This is a genomic window from Arthrobacter pascens, from assembly GCF_017052465.1.
GTDB lineage: Bacteria > Actinomycetota > Actinomycetes > Actinomycetales > Micrococcaceae > Arthrobacter > Arthrobacter pascens.
This window is the reverse complement of record NZ_JAFHKT010000150.1, coordinates 64,397-80,317: the sequence shown is the minus strand read 5'-3', so window position 1 is coordinate 80,317 and position 15,921 is coordinate 64,397. Positions and strand designations below refer to the sequence as shown.

11 protein-coding genes are annotated in these 15,921 nt (G+C 67.7%); 6 read left to right on the top strand and 5 right to left on the bottom strand.

Translation table 11 applies throughout. The features are described from left to right. Positions 1-89: 89 nt before the first annotated feature. Positions 90-983 carry a class I SAM-dependent methyltransferase gene (locus tag JYA52_RS17890; protein WP_205654599.1) on the top strand — a complete coding sequence of 298 codons (894 nt, stop codon included), beginning with the start codon at positions 90-92 and terminating at the stop codon, positions 981-983. After that, positions 983-2,263 carry an aminotransferase class I/II-fold pyridoxal phosphate-dependent enzyme gene (locus JYA52_RS17885; protein WP_205654598.1) on the top strand — a complete coding sequence of 427 codons (1,281 nt, stop codon included), beginning with the start codon at positions 983-985 and terminating at the stop codon, positions 2,261-2,263. The genes JYA52_RS17890 and JYA52_RS17885 overlap by 1 nt, the downstream gene beginning before the upstream one ends. 14 nt (positions 2,264-2,277) lie before the next feature. Here the strand turns inward: JYA52_RS17885 and JYA52_RS22555 are convergent, their stop codons facing one another. The 5 genes from JYA52_RS22555 to JYA52_RS17855 form a co-directional block, all read right to left on the bottom strand. After that, a complete protein-coding gene (locus JYA52_RS22555) occupies positions 2,278-4,170 on the bottom strand; it encodes an ATP-binding cassette domain-containing protein (protein ID WP_240460516.1) in 1,893 nt (630 codons plus the stop codon). Next, on the bottom strand, positions 4,163-5,011 hold the full coding sequence (locus tag JYA52_RS17870; RefSeq protein WP_205654597.1) for an ABC transporter permease: 849 nt from the start codon (positions 5,009-5,011) through the stop codon (positions 4,163-4,165). Before JYA52_RS17870 ends, JYA52_RS22555 begins: the two co-directional genes overlap by 8 nt. Continuing rightward, positions 5,004-5,945, bottom strand: a complete 942-nt coding sequence (locus tag JYA52_RS17865; RefSeq protein WP_205654596.1) for an ABC transporter permease — start codon at positions 5,943-5,945, stop codon at positions 5,004-5,006. Before JYA52_RS17865 ends, JYA52_RS17870 begins: the two co-directional genes overlap by 8 nt. A gap of 16 nt (positions 5,946-5,961) precedes the next feature. After that, positions 5,962-7,509 carry an ABC transporter substrate-binding protein gene (locus JYA52_RS17860; protein ID WP_205654595.1) on the bottom strand — a complete coding sequence of 516 codons (1,548 nt, stop codon included), beginning with the start codon at positions 7,507-7,509 and terminating at the stop codon, positions 5,962-5,964. A gap of 134 nt (positions 7,510-7,643) precedes the next feature. Beyond that, positions 7,644-8,858, bottom strand: a complete 1,215-nt coding sequence (locus tag JYA52_RS17855; RefSeq protein ID WP_205654594.1) for an MFS transporter — start codon at positions 8,856-8,858, stop codon at positions 7,644-7,646. Positions 8,859-9,134: 276 nt separating this feature from the next. Here JYA52_RS17855 and JYA52_RS17850 point away from each other — a divergent pair, with 276 nt between their 5' ends. The 4 genes from JYA52_RS17850 to JYA52_RS17835 all read left to right on the top strand — a co-directional run bounded on the left by JYA52_RS17850 (position 9,135) and on the right by JYA52_RS17835 (position 15,908). After that, a complete protein-coding gene (locus JYA52_RS17850) occupies positions 9,135-11,711 on the top strand; it encodes a DUF4118 domain-containing protein (protein WP_205654593.1) in 2,577 nt (858 codons plus the stop codon). After that, positions 11,686-12,357, top strand: a complete 672-nt coding sequence (locus tag JYA52_RS17845) for a response regulator (protein WP_205654592.1) — start codon at positions 11,686-11,688, stop codon at positions 12,355-12,357. The genes JYA52_RS17850 and JYA52_RS17845 overlap by 26 nt, the downstream gene beginning before the upstream one ends. Positions 12,358-12,462: 105 nt before the next feature. Continuing rightward, complete coding sequence (locus JYA52_RS17840; RefSeq protein WP_205654591.1) at positions 12,463-14,445, top strand: APC family permease; 1,983 nt, start codon at positions 12,463-12,465, stop codon at positions 14,443-14,445. Between the two features lie 86 nt (positions 14,446-14,531). Next, a complete protein-coding gene (locus JYA52_RS17835) occupies positions 14,532-15,908 on the top strand; it encodes a TrkH family potassium uptake protein (protein ID WP_205654654.1) in 1,377 nt (458 codons plus the stop codon). The last annotated feature ends 13 nt before the right edge of the window (positions 15,909-15,921 follow it).

The window sequence follows — 15,921 nt, the reverse complement described above, 5'->3', positions numbered from 1 at the left end:
GAGTCGCACCACAGCCTCCACTGGGCCAGCAGCGGGCTGTCCACGACAACCTGCACCGGCAAAATGGATGCACACGCGGAGGGGTCACCATGAATGACAAGGATGCAACCACAGCGGATGCCACCGCGGACCGGGCACTCAAGGAGAAGCACCGGGCCATGTGGGCCCAGGGAGACTACCCGGCCCTTGCCAGCGAGCTCATCCCCAACCTCGGCGCCATCCTCGTCGAGGCGTGCGGCATCAAACCGCGGCAGCGGGTGCTGGACGTCGGCGCGGGCGCCGGCAATGCCGCCATTCCCGCGGCCATGATGGGGGCCGAGGTGGTGGCCAGTGACCTCACCCCGGAGATGTTCGACGCCGGCCGTCACCAGGCAGCCGACCGCGGCGTCGATCTGGAGTGGAGGGAAGCGGACGCCGAGGCGCTTCCCTTCCCGAACGACGAGTTCGATGTGGTGATGTCCTGCCTGGGCGTCATGTTTGCCCCGCACCACCAGGAGCGTGCCGGTGAACTGCTCAGGGTCTGCCGGCCCGGCGGCACAATTGGCCTGCTGAGCTGGACGCCCGAGGGCTTCATCGGACAGATGTTCGCCGCCATGAAACCGTTCGCTCCCCCGCCTCCGCCCGGAGCCCAGCCGCCGCCGCTGTGGGGCAGCGAGGACCATGTGCGCAAGCTCCTGGGCGGCGATGTCACGGACATCCAGGCCCGGAAGCAGACGGTCACCATCACCAGCTTCCACCAGCCCAACGACTTCCTGCACTACTTCAAGTCCCACTACGGCCCCACGATCTCCGTGTACAAGTCCCTGGGCGGCGACGAGGAGAAGATCAAAGCCCTGGACGAGGCCCTCACAGAGCTCGCCGCGACCTACAGCGATGCCCACGGCGACGCACCATCCCAGATGGACTGGGAATACCTGCTGTTCATCGCCCGGAAGGTGCGGCCCGGCGAAAACCGCGGACCTCAGGGTGGGGGCGGGCAGTGATGGGTTCTGCTGCTTCCCGGCGCGCACTCGGGGTCGCGTCGATTCCGTCCTTCCAGCGGATCAGCGCGTTCCTCAACGACTCGACCTATTCCCGGCGGCACCTCCTGCCCGGTGTCTGTGACTTCACGCTTGGCAACCCGCACCAGATGCCCCAAACCGCGTATGTGGACGCGTTGCGGGACGCGGTCAACCCCCGCGATGACCAGTGGTTTGCCTACAAGTCCAACGGCACGCACGCGCGGGAGGCCGCCGCGGAGTCGCTGCAGTGGCTGCTGGACGTGCCGTTCGCAGCCGAGGACCTGTACCTGACCACCGGCGGATTCGCCGCGATCGCCCTGGCGCTGAAGGCTGTGGCCGATCCCGGCGACGAAGTCATTTACAGCCTGCCGCCGTGGTTCCTGTACGAGCCGCTCGCCGTCGAGGCCGGCCTTGTCCCCGTGAAGGTCCGGATCAACACGGAGACGTTCGACCTGGACCTGCAGGCCATCGAGGCTGCGATCACGCCGCGAACCCGGGTGGTGATCGTCAATTCGCCGAACAACCCCACCGGCCGGATCTACCTGCCGGAGCTCCTGCAGCGCCTGGCCGACCTGCTCGAGGAGGCCTCCGCCCGCATCGGCCGGCGGATCTATCTCGTGTCGGACGAGCCCTACAACCGGATTGTGTTCGACGGCGCCCGTTTCCACAGCCCGGCCGAGTTCTATCCCTACACGCTGCTGGCCTACTCCTACGGCAAAACGCATCTGGCACCGGGTGAGCGGATCGGATACCTCGCCCTCCCCTCCACCATGCCCGACCGGAAGGAGCTGGCACCGGCTATCGGCGCGCTGCAGGTGGCGATGGGCTGGATCTATCCCAACGGCACGCTGCAGCATGCGCTGCCACGGCTGGAGCAGTTCACCATCGACGTCGGCCAGCTCCAGCGGAAGCGGGACCGGCTCGTCCGGGAGCTGGGCGGGATGGGCTACCGGCTGAGCCCGCCCGAGGGCACCTTCTACCTGTTCGTCCGCTCCCCCATCGCCGACGACGAGGCCTTCACCGAGGCGCTCAGCCAGGAGGACGTGTTCGTGCTGCCGGGGGTCCTGTTCGAAACGCCCGGTTTCTTCCGCATCTCCCTCACCGCCAGTGAAGAGATGGTGGAACGCAGCCTGCCCCACTTCCACGCTGCCATCGAACGGGCCGAGCAAGACCGCCCGGAGGACGCGGAGTACCACCTGCCCACCGGCCTGATCCCGGTCATCCCGGCCAGCAAAGCACACACGCTTCCGCCCAACGGATAGCAGTCTTTGTAGATCTACGGCGACGTCCGGGCGCCAAGAACAAGTCCGACGGCGGCAGCGTCCAGCCCGTAGTCCCCGCTGGGTGCGGCTGCCCGGGGATCCGGGCGGGCCGCGGCCACCAGCTGTTTGCTGTGCCCGTGCGACGGGTTCGCAAAGAAGTCGGTGGTGCGTGCCAGTTCCACCAGGGCGCCCTGGTAGAGCACGGCCACCCTGTGGCTCATGTATCGGATGACGTTCATGTCGTGGGAGATCAGGATCAGGGAAAGCCGGCGGTCGCTGTGGAGACGCAGCAGCAGATCCAGGACCTTGCGTTGCGTGACCGCATCCAGCGCCGAGGTGGCCTCGTCGCAGATCAACACCGCCGGATCAAGAAGCAGCGCCCGGGCAATCGTCAGCCTCTGCAGCTGGCCTCCCGAGCACTGGCCCGGATACCGGTCCAGCAGGTCGGGGTCCAGTTCAACATCCCGGACGGCCGTGTGGATGCGCTCCCGGCGCTCGTCCGCCGTGCAGTTCCGGCGGCGCAGCAGCGGAGCCTCGAGGCTGGCGCGCAGCGTCATGCGCGGGTCGAAGGCATCGTGCGGCTCCTGGAAGACGAGCTGCACCGCCGTTCCGTCGTCACCGGTGCTGCGCTCCCCCGCGGGAAGTGTCCGGGTGATGCTGCCGCGGTCCGGGGTCTCCACCCCGACGAGCAGCCGGGCCAGGGTGCTCTTCCCGGAGCCGGACTGGCCCAGCACGCCAAGAATCTCGCCCTCCCGCAGGCTGAGCGACACTCCCTCCAGTGCCGGCCGGGCGCCACGCCCGTTGGAGCGGAACCGCTTGGTGACATCGTCCAGCGCCAGAATTGTGCTCGGTGCGGGGGCTCCGGCTTCGGATGCAGGGGGCCTGCGGACCGGAATGCGGACCGTAGTCCGGAGCGGGGTCCGTGCCACCGGGGTGTGCCCCGCAACGCGGACCGGAATCCGCAGCGGCATGCCCGCCGCCGGTGTTCCCGCTAGCGGTGTTCCCGCCGTCGGGGTCCGCAGCAGGGGCTGCACCGGAATGCGGACCGCGGTTCCCGCCGCGGGGGCCTGTGCCGACGTGACTTGTGCCGCCGTGAGGGCCGACGCCGCCAGCAGGTCTTTGGTGAACGCGGTCCGGGGTGTGTCAAGGACGGTCCTGGCCGGGCCTGATTCCTGAACGCGGCCGCCGTCCATCACCACCACACGGTCGGCAAACGCGGAGACCGTGGCTAGGTCGTGGGTGATGTAGAGGACGCCCAGTCCGTGCTGGCGCCTCTGGTTGTCGATCAGCGCCAGGATCTGCCGCTCCAGCACTTTGTCCAGGGCGGAGGTTGGCTCGTCCGCGAGCAGCAGCTCCGGCTGGCCGGCCATGGCCAGGGCCAGCATGGCGCGCTGGGCCATGCCGCCCGACAGCTGGTGGGGATAGGCCCGGGCGCACCGGGCCGGATCGTCGAAGCCGGCGTCGGCAAGGAGTTCCAGCGCCTGCTGCCTGGCCTGGCGTCCGCGCAGCCCGCGGTGCAGCTTCAGCGGTTCGGCGAGGTGGCTGCCGATGGTCATGCGGGGGTTGAACATCCGCTTGGGCTGCTGGTACAGCATGCCCATCCGGCCGCCGCGGATCCGGTTGAGCTCCCTGTCATCGGACTGCAGGAGGTCCGTCCCGCCCAGCCGGATGGACCCGGATTGCACGTGGATCTGGGGCGGCAGCAGTCCCAGGACCGACAGTGCGGTCATCGTCTTGCCGCTTCCCGAGGCGCCCACCAGGGCGACAAACTCGCCGGGCGCCACGGACAGGCCGACGCCGGAGAGCACCGGGCGGGCGATCGGGCCCTCCCCGGATCGCACCTTGCGCGACGGTGCCTTGCCTGACAGCGCGAGGTGCAGGTCCTCGATGATCAGGCCCTCAGACATTGCTGACCGCCGGGGTGGGCACCGTGGTGGCGAGCAGCAGCCGGCTGCTGGACATGCGGGCCAAATGCTGGCCGAGGAGGGTGACGCACAGCGCCACGGTGAAGATCACCAGGCCGGGCGCCAGAATGGTCATCGGCGACCTCACGGCGTAGGGCTGGGCGGCGGCAAGCATGGACCCCCAGTCGGACTGCGGGGGCTGCACCCCGAGGCCCAGGTAGGACAGGGCGCCCACGCTGATCAGGAACTGCCCGAACCGGAGCGTGGCCTGTCCAAACAGCGGCCCGGCCAGGTGGGGCAGGATGTGCCGCCGGACTGTGAACCACGGCGAGCAGCCCAGCACGCGGGCCGCCTCGATGAAGCCGCGGGCTGAGACGTCGTATGCGAGTGCCCTCGCCAGCCGGGCGAAGGGTGTCCATCCGGTGACGGTCAGGGCCAGCAGCAGGGACGGGTAGCCGGCACCCAGCGCGGCCACCAGGAACAGCGCCACCACCATCTCCGGCATGGCCAGGAGGATGTCGTTGGTGCGGGTGAAGAACTCGTCCAGCCAGCCCCGCCGCCGGGCGCTGAGCACGCCGATGGCCGTACCGATTGCCGCGGTGAGCACGGTGGCCAGGGCGGCGATGGTCAGGGAGAAACGGCCGCCGTCGAGCAGCCGGCTCAGCGTGTCGCGGCCCAGGTGGTCGGTGCCCAGCCAGTGTGCTCCGCTGGGGGCGGCCAGCCGCGACGCGAGGTCCTGTTCGGCCGGCGGATAGGGTGCGATCAGGCCGGCCATCACCACGGACAGCACAATGAGGGCCAGCACCGAGGCCGCGACCCAGAGGTGGGCGGGGAGCTTACGCATGGCGCATCCTGACCTGGGGGTTGAGGAGCCCGTGGACCAAGTCCGCGGCGGTGGTCAGCAGGACGGCAAGCCCGACGACCACCACCACCGCTCCCTGCGCGAGCGGAATGTCGCTGTTCAGGACACCGTCGAACAGCAGCCGTCCCATGCCGGGGATGGCGAAGATGACCTCGACGATGACGGATCCGCCCAGCAGCCCGGCGAACCACACCGCCACGAGGGTGGTGAGCGGCAGCAGCCCGTTGGGGATCACGTGCTTACGAACGGTGTGGAAGTGGCTGAGTCCCCTGCCCCGGGCGGCGACGACGTGGTCGGCGCCCAGCGCGTCCAGCATGCCCTCGCGCACGGCGGAGGTGAAATGGCTCGCCGGGCGCAAGGCGAGCACGGCCACGGGCAGCACTGCCGACGTCGGGCCTTCCCAGCCTGCGGAGGGCAGCACGGACAGCTCGAGCGCGAACACCAGCACGAGCATCGGCGCGAGCCAGTATTCCGGCATGGCGATGAACGCCTGGGAGACCGCAGTGATGGCCTTGTCCGCCGCGCGGCCCTCGTTCAGGGCGGCCGTGATGCCGAGGACCACGGAAATCAGGGCCGCGACGGCCAGGGTCAGGACCACCAGGCTGAGCGTGACCCAGAGGGCGGGCAGCACCTGGTCCACCACGGGGGTGCGGCTGGTGTAGGACAGGCCCATGTCGCCGCTGGCGAACCGTCCCAGCCAGCGCAGGTACTGCGTCCACAGGGGGTCCTGCAGCCCCAGCTGGAGGCTCAGGGCTTCGACGGCGGAGCCATCGATCGCGTCCCCGGCCACCCGCGAGCGGATGATCTTCCGCATCGGGTCGCCCGGCGTCACGTACGGGATGAGGAATACAACGAAAGACGCCAAAAGAACGGCGACCACCAGGGCCGCCGTTCTCCGGGCGAGGAACAACATCATGCGGGGAAGGCCATGGTCAGGATCCGGACTTGGCCGTATCCGCGCGGAGCACGTACCTGGCCAGCGGGTCCTGGACGTGGCCCTGCAGATCGGTGCGGACGGCGTCGATGGCCTGTTCGTTGACGAGCCAGACGTTCACAGCCTGGTCCTGCAGGATCCGGCCGGCTTCGGCGTACAGCTTGTAGCGTTCCTCGGAGTCGGCCGTCTTGGCCGCCTGGGCCACCTTCTTGTCGTAGTCAGCGTTGCAGAAGTGGCTGAGGTTGTAGGTGCCGTCGCAGGTGTAGTCCGCGGTGAGGAAGCCGATGGGGTCGGCGATGTCGATCAGGCGGTTCCGCTGGCTCAGCACCATGTCGTAGTTGCCCGACAGCAGGTCCGGTTCCACGGCGGCATATTCCTTGGTCTGGATCTTCACGGGAACGCCCACGGCCTTCAGGTTGTCCTGGATGACGGTGGCCACGTCCGCGAACTCCGCGCGTTCGACGATCGCGACGATCTCCAGCGGCCGGTCAGCCGTGTAGCCCGCGGAGGCGAGCAGCTTCTTGGCGGCCTCGACGTCCTGCTTCGGCGCTTCGGCACCCTCGATGGCCCAGGGCTCCGAAGGCGCGAAGGGCCCGGTGGCGGCGATGGCCGCACCCTCATAGACGCTGGCCGCAAGGGCATCCAGATCGAGTGCCGAGCGGACCGCCTTGCGGAAGTCGACGTCGTCGAACGGGGCGCGTCCGTTGTTCATGTACAGCGTGGCGGTCCGCGGCGAATCGGCCTTGAGGACCTTGACGTTGGAATCCGACTCGAGGGCCGCCAGGCCGGAGACGGGGATGGACAGCGAGACGTCCGCTTCGCCGGTCTGGACCTGGGCGGCGCGGGTGGCGCCGTCGGTGATGAAGCGGATCTCGGCGCCGGCCAGCTTGACCTGCCCGCCCCAGTAGTCCTCGTTGCGGTCCAGCGTCAGGGACTGCTTGGGCTTCTCGGACACCGGCTTGAAGGGGCCGGTGCAGTGGCCGAACGGGTCGACGGTTTCGCCCTTGAAGGCGGCCGGCGACAACACGCCGGTGTTGACGCTCGCCAGGCGGTAGGGAACCAGCGGGCTCTCGGTGGGGGTGGTCACCCGGACCGTGTGGTTGTCGAGGGCCTTGACCCCGCTGACCACCTTGCGGCTGAAGGCGCGGGCAGGGACCTCGGCGTCGAGGACGTTCTGCAGGGAACCGACCACGGCGGCGGCGTCCAGCGCGGTCCCGTCCTGGAACTTGACGCCCTCGCGGATCTTGAAGTCCCACTCGAGGGCGGACGCCTGCTTCCACTCCGTGGCCAGGAAGGGAACGACCTTCCCCTGCGACTCGTCATAGCGGGTCAGGGTCTCCAGGCATCCGGACAGGGACAGGATGTAGGCGGCGTCACTTTCCAGGGCCCAGTCCGCCACCGGCGCCCGGAAGTTGTCGACAACGATGCGCTGGTCAAGGTCAGCCGCCTGGCTGGATTTTCCCGCCGCGCCGCTGAAGCCGCAGCCGGACAGTGACAGCAGCGCCACGAGTCCCAGGGACACGGACGATGGGAGCGAAAAGCGCAACGGAACCACCTAGAGTGCGAGTCTGCGGAGGGGCAGACGACGATGAACGGCCGAAGACGGCCAGTCTGAGTGTAGGCTAACCTAACTATTCCGTTCAAAACGGCCGCGCTCGGCCCGCGTCACATACGCAGCGGTCAGTAGTTGCGGCGGTGCTTCAGCCTGGGAAGGACGACGGCGAACACGGCTGCCGCTGCGAACCCCAGTATGCCGGTGGCCATCACGCCGGCGCCAAGGGAGGCCGCGGCGGTCACTGCGGAGAGCAGTACGGGGCCGCCCGTGGACCCGGCGTCGGCGATGAACCGCCACAGGCCCAGGAACTGCCCGCGGCCCTGGTCGGGAGAGAAGTCGGCGCCCAGGGTCATCACCAGCCCCGAACTGATGCCGTTTCCAAAGCCAATCAGCAGCGCGGCCAGCAGCAACCCGGTGAACCCGCCGGTCAGCGGAATCAGCAGCAGCGCCGTGCCCATGATCAGCGTGGAGGGCACCGCCACCCACAGCCGTCCCCGCCGGTCCATGACCTTGCCGGCCGGGTAGAACACCAGCATGTCGATCGCCCCGGACAGCCCGTACAGCAGCGAGGCGTGCGAGGCGTCAAGGCCCACGTGGTCCGCCCACAGCGGGATCACCACCTGCCGTGAGGAGCGCAAGGCGGACAGCAAAAGGATTCCGGCGCCGGCCGTCAGGAACACCCCGGCATGCGAGACGGCCACCCCGCGCAGCGTCGGGGCCGGGCCGGAAGTACCGGAGGTGCCGCCCGGAGCCTGGAGGTCCGGAATCGTCACCGCGAGCACGGCAGCGGCCGTCATCCCGGCCACGCCCACCCAGTACGCCCCGCTGATGCCGGCGAACTGCATCACGCCCGCGCCGATGAACGGCCCCAGGAAGATGCCGATCCGGTTGGTGCCGCCCAGTGTGGACAGCGCCCGCGCGCGGAATTCCACCGGGACGGCCTCGGTGAGGTACTTCTGGCGGGCCAGGCTAAAGACGCTCGCGGCCATTCCGACGACGGCCATCGCGACGGCGAGCAGCAGCAGTCCGTCGGGAATCACCGAGGACAGCCCCGCGGCCAGCAGGGCCGCCGCCCCGGCGGCCGCGGCGCTCACGATGGACCAGCGCTCACCGAACTTCATGGTGATCATGGAGGCGGGCAGGTTGAAGAACCACGAGCCCAGCCCGATCAGCGTGACGATCAGGGCCGCCACAGCCACGGAGGCGCCCAGTTCTCGGGCGGACAGCGCCACGACCGGCAGGATGGCACCCTGGCCGATGCTGAACAGCAGCGCCGGGCCGAACGCAGGAACCGCGATGCTGCGGAGGCTGAAGGGCGGCGGGCTGTTCGGCGGAGTCATCCTGTTCATCCTAGGCAGCGGCCCGCGGCAATCCGCCGCATACGGCGCGAAACTAAGCCAACATCACACGGCCCGCCCCAACGCTCCCTCACCTCCCGCTACCCAACCGCCAACGCTCCCTCACCTCCCGCCGCCCAACCCCCAACGCTCCCTCACATCCCGCCACCCAACCCCCAACCCTCCCTCACATCCCGCCGCCCAACCACCAACGCTCCCTCACATCCTTCTGCCGCCGCTTTTGCACGGTTGCAGGCCGGAGGAGTGAACAATGGAGCCATGGCACGAGGCAATTTGCGCATTTTCCTGGGAGCGGCGCCCGGGGCCGGCAAGACATTCGCCATGCTGGAAGAGGGCCGCCGTCTGCGGGCCGAGGGGGCGGATGTCGTCGTGGGCGCCGTCTCCGTGCGCGGCAGAGCGGAGACGGAAGCACTGCTGCAGGGCCTGGAACAGTGCCCGCCGCCGTCGAAGGCAGCAGGGTCAGCGGAAGCGGCCGCAACGGATCTGGATGTCGGGGCCGTCCTGGACCGAGCGCCCGGCGTCGTTCTCGTGGACGACTACGCGGGCACCAACAGCCGGGGAAGTTCGCGGTGGGAGCAGGTGGCCGTCCTGCTGGATGCGGGCATTGACGTCATCTCCACGCTTGACATCCGCCACTTGGAGTCCCTCTCCGACGTCGTCCAAAGCATTACGGGAATCCGGGAACAGAACACTGTTCCTGACAAAGCCGTGCGCGGCGCCGACCAGATCGAACTGGTGGACGCCTCCCCCGAACTGCTGCGCCGGCGGCTGGGGGAAGGCAAGATCTACCCCAGCCAGGAAGAGGCCGATCTGGCCTTGGCAGGCGACTTCCGCACGGGTACCCTGACGGCCCTCCGGGAGCTTGCTTTGCTGTGGCTGGCCGAGCGGGTCGATGCCGGGCTGTCCGACTACCGGACGCTGAACAACATCAGGGACAGCTGGCAGACGCGGGAGAAGGTGGTCGTCGGCCTCAGCGGACAGGCCGACGGCCAGACCCTGATCCGCCGCGCGGCAAGGATGCTGGCCGGCGCCGCGGGCGGGGAGCTCCATGTGGTCCACGTCCGCACGGGGACCGACGGAGACGAGCTGTTTGCCGGCAAGGAACTGGAGCTCCAGCGCAGGCTTGCGCAGGACGCAGGCGGCGTCTTCCACACGGTCGGCGGAGAGGACGTCGCGGCGACGCTGCTGGAGTTTGCGCGCAGCATCAACGCCAGCCAGATCATCCTGGGAACGTCGCGGCAGCGCCGGCTGGCCCAGTTCGGACGCGGCATTGTTGCGAAAGTCCTGCGGACCGCGGGCGGCATCGACATTCATCTCGTCGCGCAGGACGCTGCCAGGACCGGAAGCTCCCGGCGGACCGCGTCGCTGGGCCGCCGCAGGGAGCTGCCTGCATTTGCCTTGGCGGCCGGTCTGCCGCCGCTCCTGCAGCTGGCCCTGGACCTGCTCCCCCATCAGCAACTGTCCACGGACATGCTGGTCCAATTGACCGGCATCGTCGCCGTCGCCCTGGTGGGAGGGCTCTGGCCGGCCGTAGTGGCCGCGGCCCTGGCAGGGCTCATTGTGAACTACTTCAGTGTCAGGCCCATTGGTTCGCTCTCGGTGCTCGACCCGGAAAACGTCCTGGCGCTGCTGATCTTCCTTATCGTCGCCGTCGCCGTGTCGCTGGTGGTGGACAGGTCAGCCAAACGAAGCAAGGAAGCACGCCTGGCCGGCGCTGAAGCGTCGATCCTGGGTGAGCTGAGCCGCCGGGCGGTTGCAGAGGGCAACAGCATCCCGGACTTCCTGGAGCAGGTCCGCGAGCATTTCCAGGCGTCCGGCGCCGGGTTGTGGATCCGGCGTCAAACCGGCCACCGGAAAGCCGGCGACTGGACTCTTCACGAATATTCGGGTGCTGCACGTCCGGAGGCGATGACGGAGGCGGACAGCGTCGAGCAACTGGACGGTGACCGGATCCTCTCGCTGACCGGACGGGAACTCTCGCAGGACGAACGGCGTCTGCTGGCCGCGTTTGGCGCACACCTGCTGGCCATGCTCCAGCGCGAGGAGCTCACCGCCAGCCAGCGCGAGAACCTGCGCCTGGCAGAGGGCAACACAATGCGTACGTCCATTCTGCGGGCGGTATCCCACGACCTCCGCACTCCCCTGGCGGGCATCAAGCTGGCCTCCAGCAGCCTCCGCGACAGAACCATCACCTTCGGACAGGACGAACAGGAAGAACTTCTCGCAACGATAGAGTCCGGGGCCGACCGGCTGGACCGGCTCGTGAGCAACCTCCTGGACATGTCCAGAATCACCGCGGACTCCGTCTCGCCGCTCATCAGTCCGACGTACTGGGCGGACGTCGTTGGCGAGGCCATCCGGGGAAACGCATCGGAACGCCTGCGGGTGCTCCTGCCCGACAACATGCCTCCGGTCGATGCGGATCCCGGCATGCTGGAGCGGGTCATCGCCAACCTCGTGGAAAACGCCCTGAAGTATGCGCCGGAGTCCGACGTCGTCATCGCCGGAGCGGTAGGCGGGTCCGGCAGTGCCAGAATTGGCGATATGCCGGCCAGTGAACTTACCGTGGTCGATCATGGCGTGGGCATTCCCGCCGAGGAGGTTCTGGCCATGTTCCGTCCCTTCCAGCGCGCAGACGACACCACGCCCGGGACGGGGATCGGCCTGGGGCTGGCCGTGGCGAAAGGCTTCACGGAAGCAATGGGCGGGGTCCTGCTGGCCGAACCGACCCCCGGCGGCGGCCTCACCATGGTCGTCAGGCTGCCGCTCTCCACCGGCGCAGCTCCAACCACCAGCCCGAGAGGACACCATGCCGGCAGTGCTGATAGTCGATGACGAAGTCCAGATCCTCCGGGCCCTGCAAATCAACCTGAATGCACGGGGGTACTCCACCGTCACCGCGTTCACCGGGCAGGGTGCCCTGGAGCAGGCAGCGCGGCATCCCGTCGACGTCGTCGTTTTGGACCTCGGGCTGCCCGACCTTGACGGGGTTGAAGTGATCCGCCGGCTGCGGCGGTGGAGCGACGTTCCCGTCGTCGTCCTCTCGGCCAGGCACGGCTCGGATGACAAGATCCAGGCCCTTGATGCCGGCGCAGACGACTACGTGACCAAGCCGTTCGGCATGGATGAACTCCTGGCAAGGCTCCGTGCCGCGCTGCGCCGCGGAACGTCCGGCGACGCTCCCGTCGTGAAAACAGAGGATTTCGTGGTGGACCTGGCGGCGAGGCGGGTGACCCAACGGGGCGTGGCCGTCCGGCTCACGCCCACCGAATGGAACATCCTGGAATTGCTGGCGCGGAACAGCGGCGCCCTCGTCACGCATGAGGAGCTGCTGACCCACGTGTGGGGACCCGCCTACTCCGGCGAGACCGGGTACCTGCGGGTTTACCTCGCGCAGCTCCGGAGGAAGCTTGAAGCGGATCCCGCCAACCCCCGCCATCTGTTGACGGAGACGGGGCTCGGCTACCGCTTCCAGGAGTAGGCGTTAAGAAAGCATTAAGATCCCCCGAATCACCCAATGATGCTGTCTGAGCCGGTGCTACGGTCTGGTGGTTAGCACGCCCCTGCAGTTCAGAAAGACACGTCATTGACGGCATCTGCCCATTTCTCGATACCCGCCACCGTTCCCAATCCCGAACGCGAGGCTGAACCCGGAAACTCGCTGGTCAGGTGGCTGCTGGAACATCGGGTACACCAGCCGGTCGGGCCCGAAACCGCCGAAGACCACGCACCCCAGCAGAGCTGGTGGAAGGTCATGTGCCTGACGGGCGTGGACTACTTCTCGACGCTGTCCTACCTGCCCGGCATCGCGGCCCTCGCAGCCGGTGCCCTGTCGCCCCTGGCGACCCTTTTGATCGTCGCGCTGACGCTGCTCGGCATGCTGCCGATGTACCGGAGGGTGGCCAAGGAGAGCCCGCACGGGCAGGGCTCGGTGGCGATGCTGGAGACCCTGCTGCCGTTTTGGCGGGGGAAAGTCTTCGTGCTCATCCTGCTGGGGTTCGTCGCCACGTCCTGGATCGTCACCATCACCCTCTCCGCCGCGGATGCCACCGTGCACATGCTGGAGAACCCGTATCTTCCTCCTTTCCTGGAGGGGCAGGCTGTCCTCATCACGGTGGTGCTCCTGCTGATCCTGGGCGGGGTGTTCCTGCTCGGCTTCTCTGAGGCCGTTGCCGTCGCCATCCCCCTGGTGGGGGTCTTCCTCCTGATGAACGCCATCATCATCGGCGTCGGAATTTACGACGCCGTCACGCAGCCCGGTGCCTTGGCTGACTGGAGCGCTGCACTCACCTCGTCCGGCGCAGGTTTCGGTGACATTGCCGTTCCCGCCTTGGTGGCGTTCCCGCTGCTGGTGCTGGGGCTCTCGGGCTTCGAAACGGGCGTCAGCATGATGCCGCTCGTCGCGGCCAAGGGCGCCACTCCGGAGGAGCGGCTGGCCAACAAAATCAAGAACACCCGCAAACTGCTCACCACCGCGGCCGTGATCATGAGCTTTTACCTGCTCGGCAGCAGCTTCGTCACCACCGTCCTGATCCCGGCCGAGGCTTTCCTGGAAGGCGGCGAGGCCAACGGCCGGGCCCTGGCCTACCTTGCCCACGAACACCTTGGCAATGGCTTCGGCTCCGTCTACGACGTCAGCAGCATCCTCATTCTCTGGTTCGCCGGCGCCTCCGCCATGGCCGGGCTGATCAACATTGTGCCCCGCTACCTGCCCTCCTACGGCATGGCACCGGACTGGTCCCGCGCCGTGCGGCCCGTGGTCCTCGTCTACACCGCCATCAGCATCCTGATCACCATCGGCTTCAACGCCGACGTCAACGCCCAGGCCGGAGCGTACGCCACCGGCATCCTGGCCATGATGGTCTCCGGGGCCGTCGCCGTCACTATCTCCGCCATCCGCAAGAAACAGCGCGGAGCCGCCATCGGATTCACCGTCCTGACCCTGGTGATGCTCTATGCCCTGGCCGCGAACGTGATCGAAAAGCCCGACGGCATCACCATCTCCGCATTCTTCATCCTCGGAATCGTCGCTGTCTCCCTGGTCTCACGGGTTAGCCGGACCACCGAGCTGCGCGTGCACCGGATCGAATTCGACGAGACCGCGCGGAAGTTTATTACGGACACGCTGGAGTTCGACGGGCGGATCAACCTCATCGCCAACCGGCCGCAGGCCCGGGACGCCGCTGAGTACTTGGAGAAGGAAGCGGTGCAGCGCCAGAACAACCCGGTGCCCGGCACCGCGGACGTCATCTTCCTGGAAATCGACATCACCGATCCCTCCGGCTTCAGCGACATCCTGGAGGTCAGGGGCATCGAAGTGGACGGGCACCGCGTCCTGCGCGCCGACAGCCCGGCCGCACCGAACGCCATCGCGGCCATCCTCCTTGCCCTGCGCGACGCCACCGGTGTCCGGCCCCATGCCTACTTTGAGTGGTCCGAAGGAAACCCGCTGGCCCACCTCATGCGCTACCTGCTTCTCGGCCGCGGGGACACCGCCCCGGTGGTCCGCGAAATCATCCGCGAGAACGAACCGGATCCGGACCGCAGGCCGGGCATCCACGTCGGCTGACCCAAACAGCAGGTGAAAGGAACCAGTTGAGGTCGCGCAACGGCAGTCCAAACCGGAACCAGGGCAACGCCCTTGATCTCAAAGGCATTCCCTGGAACGGCGTACCGAAGGCCCGGCGGCCGGAGAGCGCGGTCAGGCGTGCGCTGCTCCATCCGGTCCGCTCGGTGCCGCTGGCATTCGTGGCAGTTATCATTCTCGGCGCCGGACTGCTGATGCTGCCGGTGTCGCGCACCGGAGCTGATGCAGACGTTCTGATGCCGGCCCTGTTCACGTCCGTGTCGGCTGTATGCGTCACCGGGCTCATCACCGTGGACACGGCCACATTCTGGACGCCGTTTGGCCAGACCGTCATCCTCGTCCTCATCCAGGCCGGAGGGTTTGGGATCATGACCCTGGCAACGCTCCTTGCATTGCTGGTACGCAAGAGCATCGGTCTGCGCGGCCAGCTGGTCGCCCAGTCGGAGACCCACACGCTGAACCTGGGCGACGTCCGGTCCGTGCTGTTCCGCGTCGCGAAGATCATGCTCATGTTCGAAGCGGCCACGGCAGCGGTACTGACGGGCCGCTTCTGGATCGCCTACGACCAGAACCCTGCCACGGCGCTGTGGCACGGCACATTCCACGCGGTCTCGGCGTTCAATAATGCGGGCTTTTCCCTCTACAGCGACAACCTGGTCGGCCTTGCCGACGACGGGTGGATCATCATTCCCATCTGCGCCGCGATTATCGCCGGAGGTCTGGGGTTCCCGGTGATCATCCAGCTGATGCGCGGCGAGATCAGGGTGAAGGACTGGAGCGTGCACCTCCGCCTGACCGTCTACGGCACGCTGCTACTGCTTGCTGTCGGCATTGGGCTCTTCGGCGCGTTCGAATGGAACAGGGACGAAACCCTCGGACCGATGTCCTTCCAGGGCAAGTTGCTGGGTGCCCTCGCCGGCGGCGTCTTCCCGCGCACTGCGGGGTTCAACAGCATCGACTACGGGGCCGCGGCGCCCGAAACCCTCATGGTTACCAACGTCCTGATGTTCATCGGCGGCGGCAGCGCAGGAACGGCGGGCGGTATCAAGGTCACCACGTTCCTGGTGCTGGGCTTTGCCATCTGGAACGAAGTCCGAGGCCGTGACCACGTCACCATCGGCCACCGCTCCATCAGCTCGTCGTCACAGCGCCAGGCACTGTCCGTGGCGCTGCTCGGTGTGGCCGCCGTCATCAGCGGGACCATACTCCTGCTCATGTTCACTGACTACAGCCTCGAAAAGGTCCTCTTCGAGTCCATCTCAGCCTTCGCCACCGTCGGAATGAGCACGGGCATCACCTTCAACATTCCGCCCTCCGCACAGTGGGTCCTCATGGCCCTGATGTTCATTGGCCGCATCGGCACCATCACCGTCGCCTCGGCCCTCGCCCTGTCATCCCGGCCGCGGCTGTTCCAGCTCCCAGAGGAACGGCCCATCATCGGATGACAGCCGCTGAGCC